13 protein-coding genes and 1 pseudogene are annotated in these 16996 nt (G+C 61.5%); 9 read left to right on the top strand and 5 right to left on the bottom strand.

The genetic code is table 11. The annotated features are described in order from the left end of the window. Positions 1-104: 104 nt before the first annotated feature. From AB4O08_RS10275 to AB4O08_RS10255, 5 genes are read left to right on the top strand one after another with little or no spacing between them, the layout of a single operon-like run. On the top strand, positions 105-1862 hold the full coding sequence (locus AB4O08_RS10275; protein WP_010213673.1) for a carbamoyltransferase family protein: 1758 nt from the start codon (positions 105-107) through the stop codon (positions 1860-1862). Continuing rightward, a complete protein-coding gene (locus AB4O08_RS10270) occupies positions 1863-2759 on the top strand; it encodes an antimicrobial resistance protein Mig-14 (protein ID WP_044286540.1) in 897 nt (298 codons plus the stop codon). Beyond that, complete coding sequence (locus AB4O08_RS10265; RefSeq protein WP_042571380.1) at positions 2756-4156, top strand: PIG-L deacetylase family protein; 1401 nt, start codon at positions 2756-2758, stop codon at positions 4154-4156. Before AB4O08_RS10270 ends, AB4O08_RS10265 begins: the two co-directional genes overlap by 4 nt. Before the next feature lie 59 nt (positions 4157-4215). After that, entirely contained in the window at positions 4216-5364 is a 1149-nt protein-coding gene (locus AB4O08_RS10260; protein ID WP_010213669.1) for a glycosyltransferase, read from the top strand. Beyond that, positions 5361-6242: a glycosyltransferase gene (locus AB4O08_RS10255; RefSeq protein WP_010213668.1), complete on the top strand. Its 882-nt coding sequence runs from the start codon at positions 5361-5363 to the stop codon at positions 6240-6242. Before AB4O08_RS10260 ends, AB4O08_RS10255 begins: the two co-directional genes overlap by 4 nt. A 55-nt stretch (positions 6243-6297) precedes the next feature. On the opposite strand, the gene AB4O08_RS10250 is transcribed toward AB4O08_RS10255, so the two are convergent. After that, the gene (locus tag AB4O08_RS10250; RefSeq protein ID WP_010213667.1) at positions 6298-8154 is read right to left on the bottom strand and encodes an O-antigen ligase family protein; all 1857 of its coding nucleotides are present in this window, start codon (positions 8152-8154) and stop codon (positions 6298-6300) included. Between the two features lie 158 nt (positions 8155-8312). Here AB4O08_RS10250 and msbA point away from each other — a divergent pair, with 158 nt between their 5' ends. The 3 genes and pseudogenes from msbA (at position 8313) to AB4O08_RS10235 (ending at position 12574) form a co-directional block, all read left to right on the top strand. Beyond that, positions 8313-10118: a lipid A export permease/ATP-binding protein MsbA gene (gene msbA / locus AB4O08_RS10245; protein WP_010213666.1), complete on the top strand. Its 1806-nt coding sequence runs from the start codon at positions 8313-8315 to the stop codon at positions 10116-10118. A gap of 113 nt (positions 10119-10231) precedes the next feature. Then, positions 10232-11656: a bifunctional D-glycero-beta-D-manno-heptose-7-phosphate kinase/D-glycero-beta-D-manno-heptose 1-phosphate adenylyltransferase HldE gene (gene hldE, locus AB4O08_RS10240; protein WP_010213665.1), complete on the top strand. Its 1425-nt coding sequence runs from the start codon at positions 10232-10234 to the stop codon at positions 11654-11656. Beyond that, positions 11649-12574 (top strand): annotated as a pseudogene (locus tag AB4O08_RS10235) (NAD-dependent epimerase/dehydratase family protein). The gene hldE and the pseudogene AB4O08_RS10235 overlap by 8 nt, the downstream one beginning before the upstream one ends. A gap of 40 nt (positions 12575-12614) precedes the next feature. Here AB4O08_RS10235 and AB4O08_RS10230 read toward each other — a convergent pair. Genes AB4O08_RS10230 through AB4O08_RS10215 form a run of 4 tightly spaced genes read right to left on the bottom strand, consistent with a single transcriptional unit; the run spans position 12615 to position 15991 of the window. Then, positions 12615-13574 (bottom strand): hypothetical protein, encoded by a 960-nt coding sequence (locus AB4O08_RS10230; protein WP_021493253.1) that lies wholly within the window; start codon positions 13572-13574, stop codon positions 12615-12617. Positions 13575-13615: 41 nt separating this feature from the next. Continuing rightward, entirely contained in the window at positions 13616-14428 is an 813-nt protein-coding gene (locus AB4O08_RS10225; RefSeq protein WP_010213660.1) for an aldo/keto reductase, read from the bottom strand. Continuing rightward, positions 14425-15600 (bottom strand): NAD(P)/FAD-dependent oxidoreductase, encoded by a 1176-nt coding sequence (locus AB4O08_RS10220; RefSeq protein WP_010213658.1) that lies wholly within the window; start codon positions 15598-15600, stop codon positions 14425-14427. The genes AB4O08_RS10225 and AB4O08_RS10220 overlap by 4 nt, the downstream gene beginning before the upstream one ends. 55 nt (positions 15601-15655) lie before the next feature. Beyond that, entirely contained in the window at positions 15656-15991 is a 336-nt protein-coding gene (locus tag AB4O08_RS10215) for a DMT family transporter (protein WP_010213655.1), read from the bottom strand. Between the two features lie 101 nt (positions 15992-16092). On the opposite strand from AB4O08_RS10215, the gene AB4O08_RS10210 reads away from it, so the two are divergent. After that, positions 16093-16983, top strand: a complete 891-nt coding sequence (locus tag AB4O08_RS10210) for a LysR family transcriptional regulator (protein WP_010213654.1) — start codon at positions 16093-16095, stop codon at positions 16981-16983. Positions 16984-16996 lie beyond the last annotated feature (13 nt).

The following is a 16996-nucleotide window of genomic DNA, read 5'->3' as shown; positions in this document are numbered from 1 at the left end:
TTTACGCTATAATCCCGCCCTTTAGCTGTTTCCTGCCCAGGCGGGAAGCACACTTTTTTCAGGCGCACCCCGCCTGTATGCAGACTAAAAGAGGCTAGACCCCTGTGGCATTGACGATTCTTGGCCTGTCCGGCGCCCTTAGCCATGATCCTTCCGCAGCCTTGTACATCGACGGCAAGCTGATCGCGGCCGCCGAAGAAGAGCGCTTCGTACGCGACAAACATGCAAAGAACCGCATGCCCTACGAATCGGCGAAGTTCTGCCTGGAGCAGGCCGGCATCAAGCCTTCCGACGTTGACGTGGTGGCGATCCCGTTCGCCCCGATCAGCCTGTTCGGCGAGGCGCGCTGGCACTACGCCAAGCGTTACTGGTACGCCCCGGACCGCGCCCTTGACGCGATCCTGATGGGCAACCGTCGCTACAAGCGCTATCGCAACAAGATCGTCTGGTGCCTGGAGCAACTGGGCTTCGATCCGAAGAAAATCAAGATCGAGCCGGTTGAACACCACCTGGCCCACGCTTCCAGCGCCTACCACTGCTCCGGCTTCCAGGAGAAAACCGCGATCCTCGGCATCGACGGTAAAGGTGAGTACGCCACCACGTTCTTCGGCTACGGCGAAAACGGCAAGATCCACAAGATCAAGGAATTCTACGATCCGGACTCTCTCGGCGGCCTGTACGGCGCAATCACCGAATTCCTCGGTTTCGAGATGCTTGACGGCGAGTTCAAGGTCATGGGCATGGCCCCGTACGGCGATGCCAGCAAGTACGACTTCTCGCGCCTGGCCTCCTTTGAAAACGGCGAGTTGGTGATCAACACCGACTATGCCAACGTGATCGGCCTGCGTCGTTACAAAGAGAAGGGCAAGGGTTTCTACTTCTCGCCAAAACTGATCGAGTGGCTGGGTCCGAAGCGCGAAGGCGATATCGCCGACGAGCCTTACATCCACTACGCCGCGAGCATGCAGGCGCTGTTCGAGAAGCTGGCCCTGCAGATGATCGACCACTACCTGGGCGACATCCTGAAAGACACCGGCAAGCTGGCCTTTGCCGGCGGTTGCGCGCTGAACGTGAAGCTGAACCAGAAGATCATTGCCCGCGACGACGTGAAGGAGCTGTTCGTACAGCCGGCCTCCGGCGATGCCGGCACTGCTGTCGGTGCCGCGGCCTATGTGTCCCACGCCCGTGGTGTACCGGTGGAGAAGATGGAACACGTCTACCTCGGCCCGTCCTACAGCAACGAAGATGTGATTGCCGCGTGCGCCAAGCACGAAAGCAAACCGAACTGGCGCAAGATCGAAAACATGCCCCAGCGCATCGCCAAGATCATGGTCGACGGCAATCCGGTGGCCTGGTTCCAGGGTCGCATGGAGTTCGGCCCGCGTGCCCTCGGCGGTCGTTCGATCATCGGTTGCCCGAGTGCGACCGGCGTGGCTGACCGTATCAACCACCAGATCAAGTTCCGCGAGCGTTGGAGGCCTTTCTGCCCGTCGATGCTCGACACCGTGGCCCCGCAGATGATCAAGGTCGATCACCCGGCGCCGTTCATGACCTTCACCTTTGAAGTGGCGGAAGAGTGGAAGACCCGCGTGCCGGAAGTGGTCCATGAAGATGGCACCTCCCGTGCCCAGGTGCTCAAGCGCGAGTACAACCCGCGCTACTACGACATGATGAAAGAGCTGGAAGTGCTGACCGGCAACGGTGTGTCCTTGAACACCTCGCTCAACCGTCGTGGCGAAGCGATGATCTGCTCGCCGAAAGACGCGCTGGACATGTTCTTCGGCTCCGACCTGCAGTACCTGATCATGGAAGACATCCTGGTCGTCAAGGACGGCGTGGACCCTTATGACGCCGTGGTCTAAATGCTGAACCGCTTCCAGGCGTGGCGTGAGCGTGGCTGGACGCCTGTCGAGGCCGAGGTTTACGCCCAGGCCTGGCAGCGGTTTGGCGGCAGCGTGGCGACCCATCCGCAGGTGGTCGAGCGGTTGGCGGGCCTGGCGCAGATTCCTGTGCGTTACCTGGGCTGGGAGCAGGACGGCGAACTCAAGGGCGCGATTGCCACCTGGGGGCGCGACCTGGCCCTGTCCAAGGACGTGCTCAAACGCAGCGGCAAGAAAGGCCTGTTTGACCTGGGCAATGCCGAGATCATCCTGCCGATCGCTGCCGATGCGCAGTTGCCGGTGCGCCATCGCGGGCGCTACCTGTCAGCACTGAACCAGGGCCGCATCATCACCCTCAAGCCCCAGGCCGAGCAATTGGCCATGGCGCGTACCCCCGAAGACCTGTCGAAGAAGTTTCGCTACAACCAGCGCCGCGAATTGCGCCTGCTGGAAGAGGCAGGCGGTGTGGTGCGGGCGGTGAACGAGTTTTCCAGCACCGAGCTGGCGGCAATCTACTGCGATCTGTTTCAGCGCCGCTGGGGCTTTCCGGCCACGGGGGCCGAGCGTCTGGCTGAGGTGCTGGCGCTGCTCAAGGAGTTCCTGATCGGCTCGGTGCTGTTTCTCAACGATGCGCCGATTGCCGTGCAGTTGGTGTACCGGGTCGAGTCGCCAGAGTGGATCAGCATTGAGTACGTCAACGGCGGTGTTGATCCTGAAACCCGTGCGTTCAGCCCTGGCAGCGTGCTGAGCTTCCTCAACACGCAAAGCGCCTGGGAACAGGCGCGGGCCGTGGATAAGCCGCTGCGTTTTTCCTTCGGGCGTGCCGACCGCGAGTACAAGGAGCGCTGGTGCAACCCGGTGCCGGTGTTCAGCCTATGAGCCGCAAACAGCAACTGCTCAAGCGCCACCGGCGCAATAAACGCATTGCGCTGCTGATCGGCCTGCTGCTGTTGATCGCGGCCGGTGTGCTGGTGGCCTGGTGGCTGCCGCTGATCCTGGCGGTGTTGCTGTGGGTGGCCCATGAAGCCTGGTTTGCCGACCACCTGTTTTATTCGCCCAAGGATGACTACCAATACAGTTTTGCGCCGAGTGGCCAGCAGGTCGGATTGCGTCTGGAGGGCGGCAGGTTGCTGGCAGATACGCCGCTTGAGCTGGCTGGCGATGAAACGCTGATCGTCGAAGTACAGCTCAAAAGCAACCTGTGGGGGCGTTTCTTTGATCCTGCGGTTGAGTTTCTGGACGATCGCCAGGCGTTCGAGCGCGGTGTGGTCGGCAAGCGTTACCTGAACCTCACGGGCTCGGCGCAGGCATTGGCCGCGGGTGAGCTGCGCCTGCGCGGGCGTTTTTGCCGCGTGATCGGCCAGCCGGTCTTGTGGGTGTTTCGCCAGCCCGATGCTGCGCGCCATCGCGTGATGGTGATCGCCCCTCATGCCGACGATGCCGAACTGGCCGCCTTCGGCCTGTACGGCCAGGCGGATGAAAGCTGGATCGTGACCCTGACCGCCGGTGAGATCGAGGCCGAGCACTATCAGCAGATGGGCCTGCCCAAGGCTGAAGCGGCGCGGATCAAAGGGCGCCTGCGCGCCTGGGACAGCATTGCCGTGCCACGCTGGGCCGGCGTGCCCGAGGCGCACTGCGTGCAGTTGGGGTATTTCTGCCTGCAACTGCCGGCCATGCGTAACGCCCCCGACCAACCCCAGGCATCGCGCGAAGCGCAGTTGGACGATACGCGGCTGTTCCGCCAGTTCAATGCCCTGGCGTTGCCGGGGGATGTGGACGGTGCGCCGACCTGGAATAACCTGATCGCTGACCTGCGGGCAGTGTTGCTCAAGGCGCGTCCCGAGGTGATTGTACTGCCCACGCCAGTGCTCGACCCCCACCCTGACCATATCTGCGCCCACACCGCGGTGGTGCAGGCGTTGCAGGGACTTGAGTGGCAACCGACCACGTTGCTTGGCTACGCCAACCATCTGCACGATAACGACCGTTGGCCCATGGGTGATTCCGGTGCTGGCGTCGCTTTGCCGCCGCAGTTCGATGCTGGCCAGGTGCTTGAACCTTATTGCCGGGTGCTGAGCGAGAGCCAGCAGCAGGACAAGGCCATGGCGCTGGGCATGATGCATGACTTGCAGCCCCGTGCGCCGTTCAAGCGCCGGGTGCGTCGCCTGTTGCAGCAATGGCTGGCTGGTCGTGGTCCATCGCCTTACGGCGAGAATGAGTTTTTCCGTAAGGCCGTGCGTCGTCACGAGCTGCTTTGGGTGCTGAAGCAGGACTGAAATTGACTTTTTTCGTCGGGCTGCGTGCGCGTAGCAGCCCGATTGCCTCATGGAGTGATATGAAGCCTCGTTTCAAGGTTTTGCAGTTGCAGCCTGACTACAACGTCAAACTCAATGATTTCGCCGATCTCGGTGAGCAGATCGTCAAGGCGTTGCCGACCGAGCGATTCGAGGTGACGTCGGCCTTTCTCAGCGGGCGACCGCAGCCGGGCCAGCCGTTGAGCGTGGCGGATCATTCCAAGTATTTCGAGTTTCCCGAGAAGGCTCTCAAGGGCATTCGCCTGGGCGCCATGTGGGAAATCTACAAGTACTGCCGCGAGCAGAAGTTCGACGTGGTCATCTGCAATCGCTTCAAGTCGGTGAACATGATGCTGTCGCTCAACCGCTGGTTGAAGATCCCATTGTGCATTGGTATCTCTCACGGTTTCGGCGAGTACGAGCGCGCCTATCGCCGGCGCCAGACGCGTCGTTTGGTCAGCCCGGCCTGGCGCTTTGTCGGGGTGTCGGCGGCGGTCAGGGATTACCTCGTCGGGCTCAACTGCGGTTTTACCCGAGAGAACACCACCTTCGTCACCAACGCCATCGATATTCCGCAGGCCGAAGCCTTGCAGCTGCCGCGCGAGCAGGCGCGCCAGGCGCTCGGGCTGCCGCTCGACGCGCGAATCATCGGCGCATTGGGGCGCCTGGTGCCGATCAAGGGGCACACGCACCTGCTGCAGGCGTTCGCCCGCCTCAAGGACAAATACCCCAACGCCCAGGTCGGCATCATCGGTTCCGGCCGTGCCGAGGCGGATTTGCGCGCAGACATCGAGCGCCTCGGTCTCACCGGCCGTGCGCACCTGCTGGGTTTTCGCGAGGATGGCCTCAAGTATGTGCGTGCCTTCGATATCTGGACCATGCCTTCCTTGCTTGAGGGGCTGGGCCTGGCGCTGCTGGAAGGCATGAGCGGGCGCCTGCCGGTGATTGCCTCCAACGGGCCGGCCATGCTGCCCCTGGTAGAAGGGGCGGGCGGTTTGTCCCACGAGCCGGGCAATGTCGAGCAACTGACAACTGCCCTGGACACTTATTTGGCCATGAGCGATGAGCAATTGCGCGCCAAGGGTGAGCAGGTGTTCCGTTACCTGGAAGAGAACCACGCCTTGGCCGAGTTCCAGCAGAAGTACCTGAACCTCATCGAAACCGGTTTGAAAGAAGTAGGTAGAGCATGACAGCGCAACAACCCCTGGTCTCAGTGATTATCGCGTCCTACAACCACGGCCGGTATATCGAAGAGAGCATCCTCAGCGTGCTCGGCCAGACGTACCCGAATATCGAACTGCTGGTGGTGGATGACGGCTCCACGGATGACAGTGTCGAACGCATCCAGCGCTTGCAGGCCAAGCACGGCTTTGATTTCCAGGTGCAGCAGAATCAGGGGCTGACCGCCACGCTCAACGCTGCCATCGCCCGCGCCAAGGGCAGCCTGATCGCACCGTTCGGCTCCGATGACATCATGCTGCCGGACCGTCTCGCCATCCAGGTGGCCTATATGGCGGACAAGCCGAAGGTGGGCATGTGCGCCGGTAATATCGAGCTGATCGATGGTGATGGCAACCTGCACCCGGAGAAAAAGCAGCGCCGCGACGTGCCCTTTCGCAGCCTGGATTTCGACGACATGTTCATGGACCGCAAGCCTTTCCCGCCAGCGCCGACCATGTTGATTCGCCGCGAAGTGCTGGAAGAAGTGGGTGGTTTCGACCCGTTGATTCCTCTGGAAGACCTGCTGATCCAGCTGAAGATCACGGCTGCCGGCTACACCATCGACGCTCTTGGCGTGGTGATGGCGCGCTACCGGCAGCACGCGAACAACACCTACAAGAACCACCGCTACATGATCCAGAACATTCTCAAGACCTATGCCCATTTCAGCGAGCATCCGGCCTACGACGCGGTGCGCTACAACTTCCTGAACTCGATGTTCTTGAAGACCGCCGACCGTGACCGGCCGCTGGCGCGAGAGATACTCAAGCAGATCCCGTTGAAGTTCTGGGGGCGCAAGACCTTGCGTGGCTTGGTGCGATTGTATCTGGCGCCCCTCAGGGCGTGAGGCGGCAGGCGCGGTGAAAAAGGCGACTATCAGCAGTGATAGTCGCCTTTTTTTATCAGGCGGCGGGGCGGCTCAGCGCCAGTACGTGTTCGCGGATTTTCGCCGTGGCGCCTTGACTGGCAACCGACGCATAACCTTTGGCCAGCTGTTCGAAGTGTGTCTCAAATAACCAGGCGCGGTCCTGCGGGTAGCGCTGCATATGACGCAGGTTGCGCTGGCGCAAGGCGTTGCGCAGCGGCGATGGGTAGATGCGCAGGTCGGCGATATCGATCAGGCCGAACTCGCCGTCGTCCATCAGCAGAACGTTGCCCAGGTGCAGTGAGCGGAAGTACACGCCGCGCTCATGCAGTTGGGCCATGAACTGGCCGAAGCGTTCGATCAGCGATTCGCGCAGGCTGTTGTCCAGGCTTTGCAGGGCCTGGCGCAGGGTCAGGCCGGGCAGTGGCGAATAGCTGACAGCACTGCTTGCATCGGGCAGACGGTAGAGGCCCAGAATCTGCGGTGTGGGGATACCCAGGGTGCGCAATTGCTCGGCGTTGCTGGCAAACCGTTCGGAATAGGGGTTGAAGCTGCCAGAGGTATACCACCGGCGTGGGCGGAACACTTTGAGGAAGCGACCGTCGGCCAGGCGCAGGACCTTCGGGCCCAGGCCGTCGGCTTCGATCACGTGGGCATCGGCGCACAGTTGATTGAAGCCTTCAGGCTGCAGGTTTTGCACCGGTATGCGCAGCAGGCTGCGACGGCGCTGGGCCATGCTCAGGCCGGTGATGATGGCCAGTGGAATCCACAGCAGGAACCAGTGCTCCTTGGGGCGTGACAGGATGCCACCGCCTTCGGTCAATCCGGCGCCGATGCCATAGGCAAGCAGCGACGATGCCAGGATAAACAGTGGTTGCGCACGTTCTTTGAGGCCTTTATACAGGCCCCAGCCGAGCATGAAGATCCATGGGATAAACCCGATGATCCCGACGTAATACAGCACGCCCAGGGCAAAGCTGTGCGGCTCGCGCAGCTCGTAGCCGTCGGACAGGGTCAGGTACAACTCGGAGTCATAGCTGTGGCCGATCCAAGGATGTTCAGCAATGCGCTGCAGGGACATGCCCCACAATTCGAAGCGGAACGAGCTGCCGCGAGTGGTGATCTGTTCGGGGTAGAGCAGCAGAAGCCCGACGCCGCCCAGAATCATGCCGGCTATCAGCAAGGCTGAGCGGCGGTTGCGGCTGACGAAGGTCATCCACAGGATGGTCAGTGTCAGGGCGACCAACGGTGTGCGTGAGCCCGTGGCCAGAACCGCCGCGAGCATGACCGCCAGAGCCGGGGCGCTGAACCACAGGACGTTCAAGCGCTGGGTGGTCATGCAGACATATAGCCAGTAGACGCAGAAGAAACCGAATAGATGAGAGCTGAGCAGCGGGTTGTCGAGGGCGCCACGCCCACCGATCATGCGCATGCCCGGTTCGAAGCCTTTGACGAAGGCCACCAGGTTGCACAAGCTCACCACGAGTGCAATCACAGCAGCACTGAAGAAGATCGGTTTGAACAGTTCGTTGCGGTAATGCAGTAACAGACCGCAGCCGCCAAACAGCATGAAGGTATTGAGCGGGCGCTTGAACAGGTCGGTGTCGGTGGTGGGCTCGGGGCTCCACATCAGGCTGGCCAGGGCCCAGGCAGAGAAGGCCAGGAATGCGAGCGCCAGGGGCTCACGCAGTAATTCCTTTAACTCCCGAGGGCGCATGCACAACATGAACAGGGTCGGTACGCTGAACAGGATGTAGACGATTCGATGCAGCACGTTGCGGTTGGACACGAAGAACAGCGAACTCAGTAACAACAACAAGCCAATGGGCAAAATCCATAGGACCAGGAAGTCGAAAACGCGATTTGAGCCATAGATCAGGCGCTTGGAGTGCATACAGAAAAGCCATTCCATTTAGAGAAAGCCGACCATCTTAAAGTAGTGGCTATATAATGTCGCTGGTCGGGACCGACCAGGCTGTGGGTCATGCAGGGTGCAAGTACAACAGAGAAGCTGTGCTAAAGTCAGCCTCCTTTTTCAAAACGCCGCGTGATATGACCGACTCCAGTCCGAGCGCAAGCCCTTCGAGCTTGAAAATATACTTCCGTCTGCTCAGCTATGTCAGACCCTATGCGGGTCTGTTCGCATTGAGTATCCTCGGATTTCTGATTTTCGCGTCGACCCAGCCCATGCTGGGGTACATCCTCAAGTACTTCGTCGACGGTCTGTCCAATCCTGAAGCCGTACTGTTCCCCAGCGTGCCATTCCTGCGGGACCTGCAGTTGCTGCAGGCGGTGCCGCTGCTGATCATCCTGATCGCCGCCTGGCAGGGCCTTGGTTCGTTCCTCGGTAACTACCTGCTGGCCAAGGTTTCCCTGGGCCTGGTGCACGACCTGCGGGTGCAGTTGTTCAACAATCTGCTGACACTGCCGAACCGCTATTTCGACAACCACAACTCCGGGCACCTGATTTCCCGCATCACCTTCAACGTGACCATGGTCACGGGCGCGGCCACTGACGCTATCAAAGTGGTGATCCGTGAAGGCATGACGGTGATCTTTCTGTTCGCCTCGCTGCTGTTCATGAACTGGCGCCTGACGCTGGTGATGATCGCTATCCTGCCGTTGATTGCAGTGATGGTGAGCACGGCCAGCAAGAAATTCCGCAAGCAGAGCAAGAAGATCCAGGTGGCCATGGGCGACGTGACGCACGTCGCGTCGGAAACCATCCAGGGCTATCGCGTGGTGCGCAGCTTTGGTGGCGAAGTCTACGAGGAAAAACGCTTCCTCAAGGCCAGCCAGAGCAACACCAACAAGCAACTGCGCATGACCCGTACCGGCGCGATCTACACGCCGGCGCTGCAATTGGTGATCTACACCGCGATGGCGGTGCTGATGTTCCTGGTCCTTTATCTTCGCGGCGATGCCTCGGCAGGTGACATGGTGGCCTACATCACCTTGGCAGGCCTGTTGCCCAAGCCGATTCGTCAGCTCTCGGAAGTCAGCTCGACGATCCAGAAGGGTGTGGCCGGCGCCGAAAGCATTTTTGAACAGCTGGACGAAGAGGTCGAAGTTGATCGCGGCACGATCGAGCGTGACAAAGTCAGCGGTCGTCTTGACGTACGCAACCTCAATTTCACCTACCCAGGCACCGAGCGCCATGTGCTCAAGGACATCAGCTTCACCGCCGAGCCAGGGCAGATGATTGCCCTGGTAGGGCGTTCGGGCAGCGGTAAATCGACCCTGGCCAGCCTGATCCCGCGTTTCTATCATCATGAAAGCGGCGAGATCCTGCTGGACGGCATCGAGATCGAGAACTACAAGCTGCTCAACCTGCGCAAGCACATCGCCCAGGTGACCCAGCACGTGACGCTGTTCAGCGACACCGTGACCAACAACATCGCCTACGGCGACCTGGCCGGCGCACCACGTGCGGAGGTTGAGGCGGCGGCTGCGGATGCCAATGCCAAGGACTTCATCGACCAGTTGCCCAAGGGCTTCGATACCCAGGTCGGCGAAAACGGTGTGCTGCTGTCCGGCGGTCAACGCCAGCGCCTGGCTATTGCCCGTGCCCTGCTGAAGAACGCACCGTTGCTGATTCTCGACGAGGCCACCTCGGCCCTCGACACCGAGTCCGAGCGCCACATTCAGGCGGCGCTGGACAAGGTCATGCAAGGTCGCACCACCCTGGTGATCGCGCATCGTTTGTCCACCATCGAGAAAGCTGACCTGATCCTGGTGATGGACGATGGCCGGATTGTCGAGCGTGGCACCCACGGCGAACTGTTGGCACAGAACGGCTACTATGCCCGCCTGCACGCCATGGGACTGGATGCGCCGGTTTCCGCCGACATCACCTGACCTTCTGTGCAGGAGCCGGCTTGCCGGCTCCTGCATTGCAAAACCCTCCCGCAATCCTCCTGTAACCCTGTGCTAATATCGCGCCCCTGTTCATTTTGTATGTGGGTTGCTCCATGAAGTTGTCCATGCCGCGATTCGATCAAGCCCCTGTCTTGGTGGTCGGCGATGTCATGCTCGACCGTTACTGGCATGGCGGTACCTCACGGATTTCCCCTGAGGCACCGGTACCGGTAGTCAAGGTCGAGCAAATCGAAGACCGTCCAGGTGGCGCTGCCAACGTTGCCCTTAACATTGCCGCCCTCGGCGCCCCGGCCTCCCTGGTCGGCGTGACCGGCGACGACGAAGCCGCCGACAGCCTGGCCAACAGCCTGCGCGGTGCTGGCGTGCGCGCGCTGTTCCAGCGCATCGCCCACCAGCCCACCATCGTCAAGCTGCGGGTCATGAGCCGGCACCAGCAATTGCTGCGTATCGATTTCGAAGAACCTTTCACCACTGACGCCCTTGCCCTGCGTGGCCAGGTCGATCAGTTGCTCGAAGGCATCAAGGTGCTGGTGTTGTCCGACTACGGCAAAGGCGCCTTGAAGAATCACCAGGAACTGATCCAGGCCGCCAAGGCCAAGGGCATTCCGGTATTGGCCGATCCCAAGGGCAAGGACTTCTCGATTTATCGCGGAGCCAGCCTGATCACGCCTAATCTCAGTGAGTTCGAAGCCATCGTCGGCGGTTGCACCGATGAGCACGATTTGGTGACCAAGGGCGCGGCGCTGATGGCCGATCTCGACTTGGGCGCCTTGCTGGTGACCCGGGGTGAGCACGGCATGACCTTGCTGCGTCCGGGCCACCCGGCGATGCACTTGCCGGCACGTGCCCGCGAAGTGTTCGACGTGACTGGCGCCGGCGACACCGTGATTTCCACCCTGGCCGCCTCGATTGCGGCGGGCGAAGAACTGCCCCACGCTGTGGCCCTGGCCAACTTGGCGGCAGGCATTGTGGTGGGCAAATTGGGTACCGCTGCCATCAGCGCGCCTGAATTGCGGCGTGCGATCCAGCGCTCCGAAGGTTCGGAGCGCGGTGTACTGACCATCGAACAACTGCTGCTGGCCATTGACGACGCCCGTGCCCACAACGAAAGCATTGTGTTCACCAATGGCTGCTTCGACATCCTGCACGCCGGTCACGTGACGTACCTGGAGCAGGCGCGCGCCCAAGGTGATCGCCTGATCGTTGCGGTCAACGACGACGCGTCGGTCAGCCGCCTCAAAGGCCCTGGCCGTCCGATCAACAGTGTCGACCGTCGCATGGCAGTGCTCGCGGGGCTGGGCGCGGTGGACTGGGTGATCAGCTTCCCTGAAGCGACCCCGGAAAACCTGCTGGCCCAGGTCAAGCCCGACGTGCTGGTCAAGGGTGGCGATTACTCCGTCGATCAGGTTGTCGGGGCCGATATCGTCAGTGCCTACGGCGGCAAGGTCAAAGTGCTGGGCCTGGTCGAAAACAGCTCGACCACGGCCATTGTCGAGAAAATCCGCAACAATGAGTAAACGCGTTCTTATCACCGGTGGCGCCGGTTTTATCGGCTCGCACCTGGTCGATGCGCTGCTTGCCAAAGGCTACGGCGTACGGGTGCTGGATAACCTGTCCACCGGCAAGCGCAGCAACCTGCCGCTGGACAATCCGCGCGTTGAATTGCTGGAAGGTGATGTAGCCGATGCCGAGCTGGTGGCCCGCGCCGCCGTCGACACAACGGCGGTGGTGCACCTGGCGGCAGTGGCCTCGGTGCAAGCGTCGGTGGATGATCCGGTCAGCACGCACCAGAGCAACTTCGTCGGCACCTTGAATGTCTGCGAAGCTATGCGCAAGGCCGGCGTAAAACGTGTGGTATATGCCTCCAGCGCCGCGGTCTATGGCAACAATGGCGAAGGCGCTTCGATTGACGAAGAAACCACCAAGGCGCCGTTGACGCCCTATGCGTCCGACAAGCTGGCTGGCGAGCACTACTTCGACTTCTACCGTCGCCAGCATGGCCTGGAGCCGGTGATTTTTCGCTTCTTTAATATCTTCGGCCCCCGCCAGGACCCTCATCGCCGTATTCCGGCGTGATCAGTATCTTCAGCGAGCGCGCGCAGCAGGGCGTGCCGATTGCCGTGTTTGGCGATGGCGAGCAAACCCGTGACTTCATGTACGTGGAAGACCTGGTGGATGTGCTGGTGCAGGCCATTGAAGCGCCGTCGGCACCGTTGGGCGCCATCAATGTGGGCTGGAACCGCACCACCACCCTCAAGCAGGTGTTGCAGGCCTTGGAAGAAATCGTCGGCAAGCTGCCAACGGTGACTTACGGGCCGGCGCGTTCCGGGGATATTCGGCATTCGCGGGCGAATAACCAGCGCTTGCTGGCGAGCTTCACGCTGCCGGAGCCCACGCCGTTGAAGGTTGGGCTGCAGCGCTTGCTCGAAGGCTGAACGCAATCAAGTGTGGGAGCAGGCAAGCCAGCTCCCACATTCAAGCCTTGGCTTTTTTCTTCGGCACGATCTTGCGCAACATCCGCTGTGCCAGGCGCTTCAATTTCGACTCTTTCTCAGGCATAGCCAAACCCTGTTGGCGTAGCCAATCCTTCCAGCGAATCCGCTCCTCACGCACCAGCCAGCCTTCCTGTTGGGCGAAGCTCTCCGCCAGGTACAAGCCGCGAGTACTTGCCGGGTACAGCTGGTCTTTCTTGACGGTGTACAACTCGGCCAGAGGCTGGCCATCTTTCAGCGGCATCAGGTACAGGTCGGGGCGCTGACGGTCCAGGCGTGCCACCAGTTGATCGCCTTCCAGGCGCTCGTCCACATGGAACAGGCTCAGGGACTTGGCTTCCTTGGGCACTTCCAGGCGCAGGTCGTAGATCAATTGCAGGGAGGCGGTGGGCAGGTGCACGTAGGCGCGGGGGCGCTCGATCAATTGAGTGGTGGCGCAACGTACCGGGCGGGCGGCACCGGACAGCGGGCTGAGGCGAAAGGGCAAGGCTTCACGATAATGCAGCGCGGCGGAATAGGGCGCCGGTAGCCAGGTGTCGTTGAAGCGTCCGCCAAGCCAGCCTTCCGGGGTTTCCAGCAGGCACTCTTCGGCAATTTCCTGGATCGCAGTGTGCAGCGGCAGGTTCAGTTCGTGGGCGGGCACATAGCCGGAAATCAGCTTGAGGACCACATCGCCACGGTCCTGGCGGCGCTGGCGTACCAGCACCCAATAATCGCGGTTCTGCCAATGCAGGGTCAGGCGTACGGATACGCCGAGGTTGGCCAGCTCCAGGGCGAAGCGTTCCGGGTCGGCCACCTCCACCGGTTTGCGGCGTTGCAGGGTCTGGGCAAAATTGAGCGGCATGCCGACGCTCTGGTAACTCAGGCCTTCGGGGGTGGCTTCGACGTGCAGCGGCAGTGTCTTGAAGTTGCTGGGGTTTTTTCTTATGAGCGTTCGCGGCATGTCGGCTCCTTCTTGCGACGGGGTCGGCCGCGTGGGCGGCATCAGAGTTGACGAATGACTTGGGCAGCGGTCGCCACGTTATGGGCCAGGTGCAGCGGATTAATGGTCCCGACAATAGCACTGGCGACGCCCGTTTGCGCAAACAACAGCATGAAACTCGCCCAAATTGGATCCATTCCAGGCTCCAGGCACACGTGGCCGCTGGCTAATGCCTTTTTCACCAGGATGCCCTTGCCATGGGCCGCCGCATAATCAATGACGGCTTTCTCGGTCTGTTCGTTCAAATTGTAGGTGATCATGGCGCAATCGCCCTGTTCCAGAGCCTTCACGCCGCCTTCTACGGTTTTGCCGGAGAAGCCGAAACCACGGATCTTGCCTTCCTTTTTCAACTCGGCCAGGGTCTGGTAGACCTCGCAGTCGTTGAGGATGTGCAGGTCGTTGCCGTCGGAGTGCACCAGCACCATGTCGATAAAATCGGTTTCAAGTCGTTTCAAACTGCGCTCGATCGACAGGCGGGTGTGGGCCGCGCTGAAGTCGTGGCTGGACAGGCCATTCTCGAACTCTTCACCGACCTTGCTGACGATCACCCAGTCCTTTCGCTGGCCACGCAGCAGCGGGCCCAGACGTTCCTCGCTCATGCCATAGGCCGGCGCCGTGTCAATCAGGTTGATGCCCAGTTCGCGGGCCTGTCGCAACAGCATGCGGGCTTCGTCGTCACCAGGAATCTGAAAACCGCTGGGGTATTTCACCCCTTGGTCGCGGCCCAGCTTGACGGTGCCCAGGCCCAGTGGCGAGACCATCAGGCCGGTGCTGCCCAGGGGGCGATGCAGGTCGTGAAGGGTGGGCAGGCTCATGGCAACAATTGCTCCCAGGCAGGTACGCCGATGGCGGGTTTTGGCAGGGCGGGCAGAGGTTCGCTGGCAGTCGGGCGGATCCCGTCACGTTCCAGGCGGTTGATCACCCGATCGGCGAAGTCCGGCGCCAGTGCCAGTTTGGTCGGCCAGCCCACCAGCAGGCGGCCTTCCTCGGCGATGAAAGCGTTGTCGGGACGGGTCAGGCCTGATTGCAGCGGCTCGGCACGGTCGACCCGCAGAGTGGCCCACTGGGTCTGGCTCATGTCGATCCACGGCAGCAATTGCGCCAGCTCTTTCTGCGCGGTGGCGATCTGTTCTTCCGGTGTGCGCGCTACGCCATCGGCTTCGGCAATGTCGCCGCCCATGTACCACACCCAGTTGCCATCGGCTGCCGGGTGAGTGGTGACGGTGATGCGCGGCTTGGTGCCGCCCCCCAGGCAGTGGGCATACAACGGTTTCAGGCCGGGGCCTTTGGCGATGATCATGTGCAACGGGCGCTTTTGCATCGCTGGCTGGTTCAGACCCAGCGCGGTCAGCAGGTCCGCCGTGCCGGCGCCGGCACTCAACACGATACGTTGGGCGCGGATCTCGCGGCCGTCCACGTTCAAACCCACCAGTGTGTTGCCTTCACGCAAGGGTTCGATATGTTGTCCGGCGAGCAAACCATCACCGGCCAGCTGGGCCAGGCGTTCGATCAGGCTCGGCACGTCAACGACCAACTCTGCCAGGCGATAGACTTTGCCCTTGAAACGACGGTCTTGCAGGGCAGGCGGCAGGTCGTCCCCCTTGACCTGATCGACACGGCCGCGCACGGCCTTGCTGGCGAAAAAGCTGGTGAGGTTGCCGGCGAGCGTGCCGGGGGACCACAGGTAATGAGCGTCGGACAACAGGCGCACGCCGGTCAGATCCAGCTCACCGTTACCCGCCAGCGCTTCACGCCAGCGGCGCGGCATGTCGGCAATGGCTTCGGAGGCGCCGGTGAGCGCACCGTGCAGGGCGTATTTCGCACCGCCGTGAATGATCCCCTGGGACTTCACGCTTTGCCCGCCACCCAGGGTGGCGCTTTCCACCAACACCGTGGAAAACCCCTGGCGGCGCAGGCGCGCATTCAGCCAGAGGCCTGCAACCCCGGCGCCGACAATCAGAACGTCGGTGGACATAACGGATGGCATGGGCAACCTCAGTGTTCAAGACAAGAGGCGCAGTATACAGCGTGTTGAAGGGTGGTCAGTGCCCGGCGGTTTTCGAGAACAACTGGATCACCACCACGCCCAGCACAATCAGGCCCATCCCCAGCATCGCCGGGATATCCAGCTTCTGCCCGTAGATGAACAGCGCCGCGATGCTCACCATCACAATGCCCATCCCGGCCCACACGGCGTAGGCGACACCCACCGGCACTGTGCGCACCACCAGCGTCAGCATCCAGAACGCCACACCGTAGCCGACGATCACCAGCAGCAGGGGGATCGGCGTGCTCCAGCCCTTGATGGCCTTCATGGAAACGGTGGCGATCACTTCCGAGCAGATGGCAATGGCCAAGTAGTAGTAAGCGACGTTCATGGGTCAATCCTCGGGTAAAGCAATCAGATAAGGCTGGCATTCTAGCGTTCAGTCAGATGGGGTAAAGTCATTACCTATCCGAATAAGAGATGGGTCGAGCCATGAGTGTGCAGTGGGATCTAGAGCAAATGCGCCTGTTTGTCAGCGTCGCCGAACACCGTTCGTTTTCGGCCGTGGCGCGTCAGCAGCGCAAGGCGCAGTCGGCGGTGAGCAATGGGATTGCGATGCTGGAGGCGGACCTTGGCGTCAGCCTGTTCGAGCGTAGCAGCGGCCGCCAACCGCGGCTGACGGAAGCCGGCAGCGTATTGCTGGAGGAGGCACGCGAAGTGTTGCGCCAGTGTGAACGGCTCAATGGCCGGGCACTGTCACTGACCCGCGGCGAGGAGGCTTGCCTGCGCCTGGCCCAGGATGAAGCCATGCTGTTTCAGCCGGTACTCGATAGCCTGGAGGCGCTGGCGGGCAAGTACCCGTTGCTGGAAGTGCAGCTGTCCAGCGCCGCGCAGGGCGATGTGGCCCGTAAGCTGGTGGAGCGCAAGGCTGACCTGGGTCTGCTGTTCTATCACGATCAAATCCCCGAAGCCCTGGAGCGACGGGTTGTCGGCAGTGTGGAGATGGTCACGGTATGCGGCGTGAATCATCCGCTGGCCAAGGAACCGTACGTGACGTGCCAGCGTCTGGCGCAGTTCCGTCAGTTGTTGATGTCGACCCAGACCAGCGTCTACCCCGGCAGCGAAGCCGCCAGCCCGTTGGTGTGGCGCGCCGACAGTTTCTACGTGTTGGCCGAATGGCTGATGAGCGGCCTGGGCTGGGCCTGGCTGCCCCGGCATATCGTGCAGTACCCGACCTATCAGCAACAAATGGTTGAGCTGGACAGCGAATGGACGCCGCCGGCCTTGGTGGTGGAGCTGGTCTGGCGGCGCGACGAGCATCTGGGGCCTGCCGCGCGCTTCCTGGCCAAACGATTTGCCGAGTGCTTGCAGGCGATCGACTGAAAAAGCCGATAAA

It is taken from the genome of Pseudomonas sp. H3_E07 (genome assembly GCF_054668895.1).
Note: the sequence above shows the minus strand (reverse complement) of the source record. Positions and strands in the feature narration are given on the sequence as shown.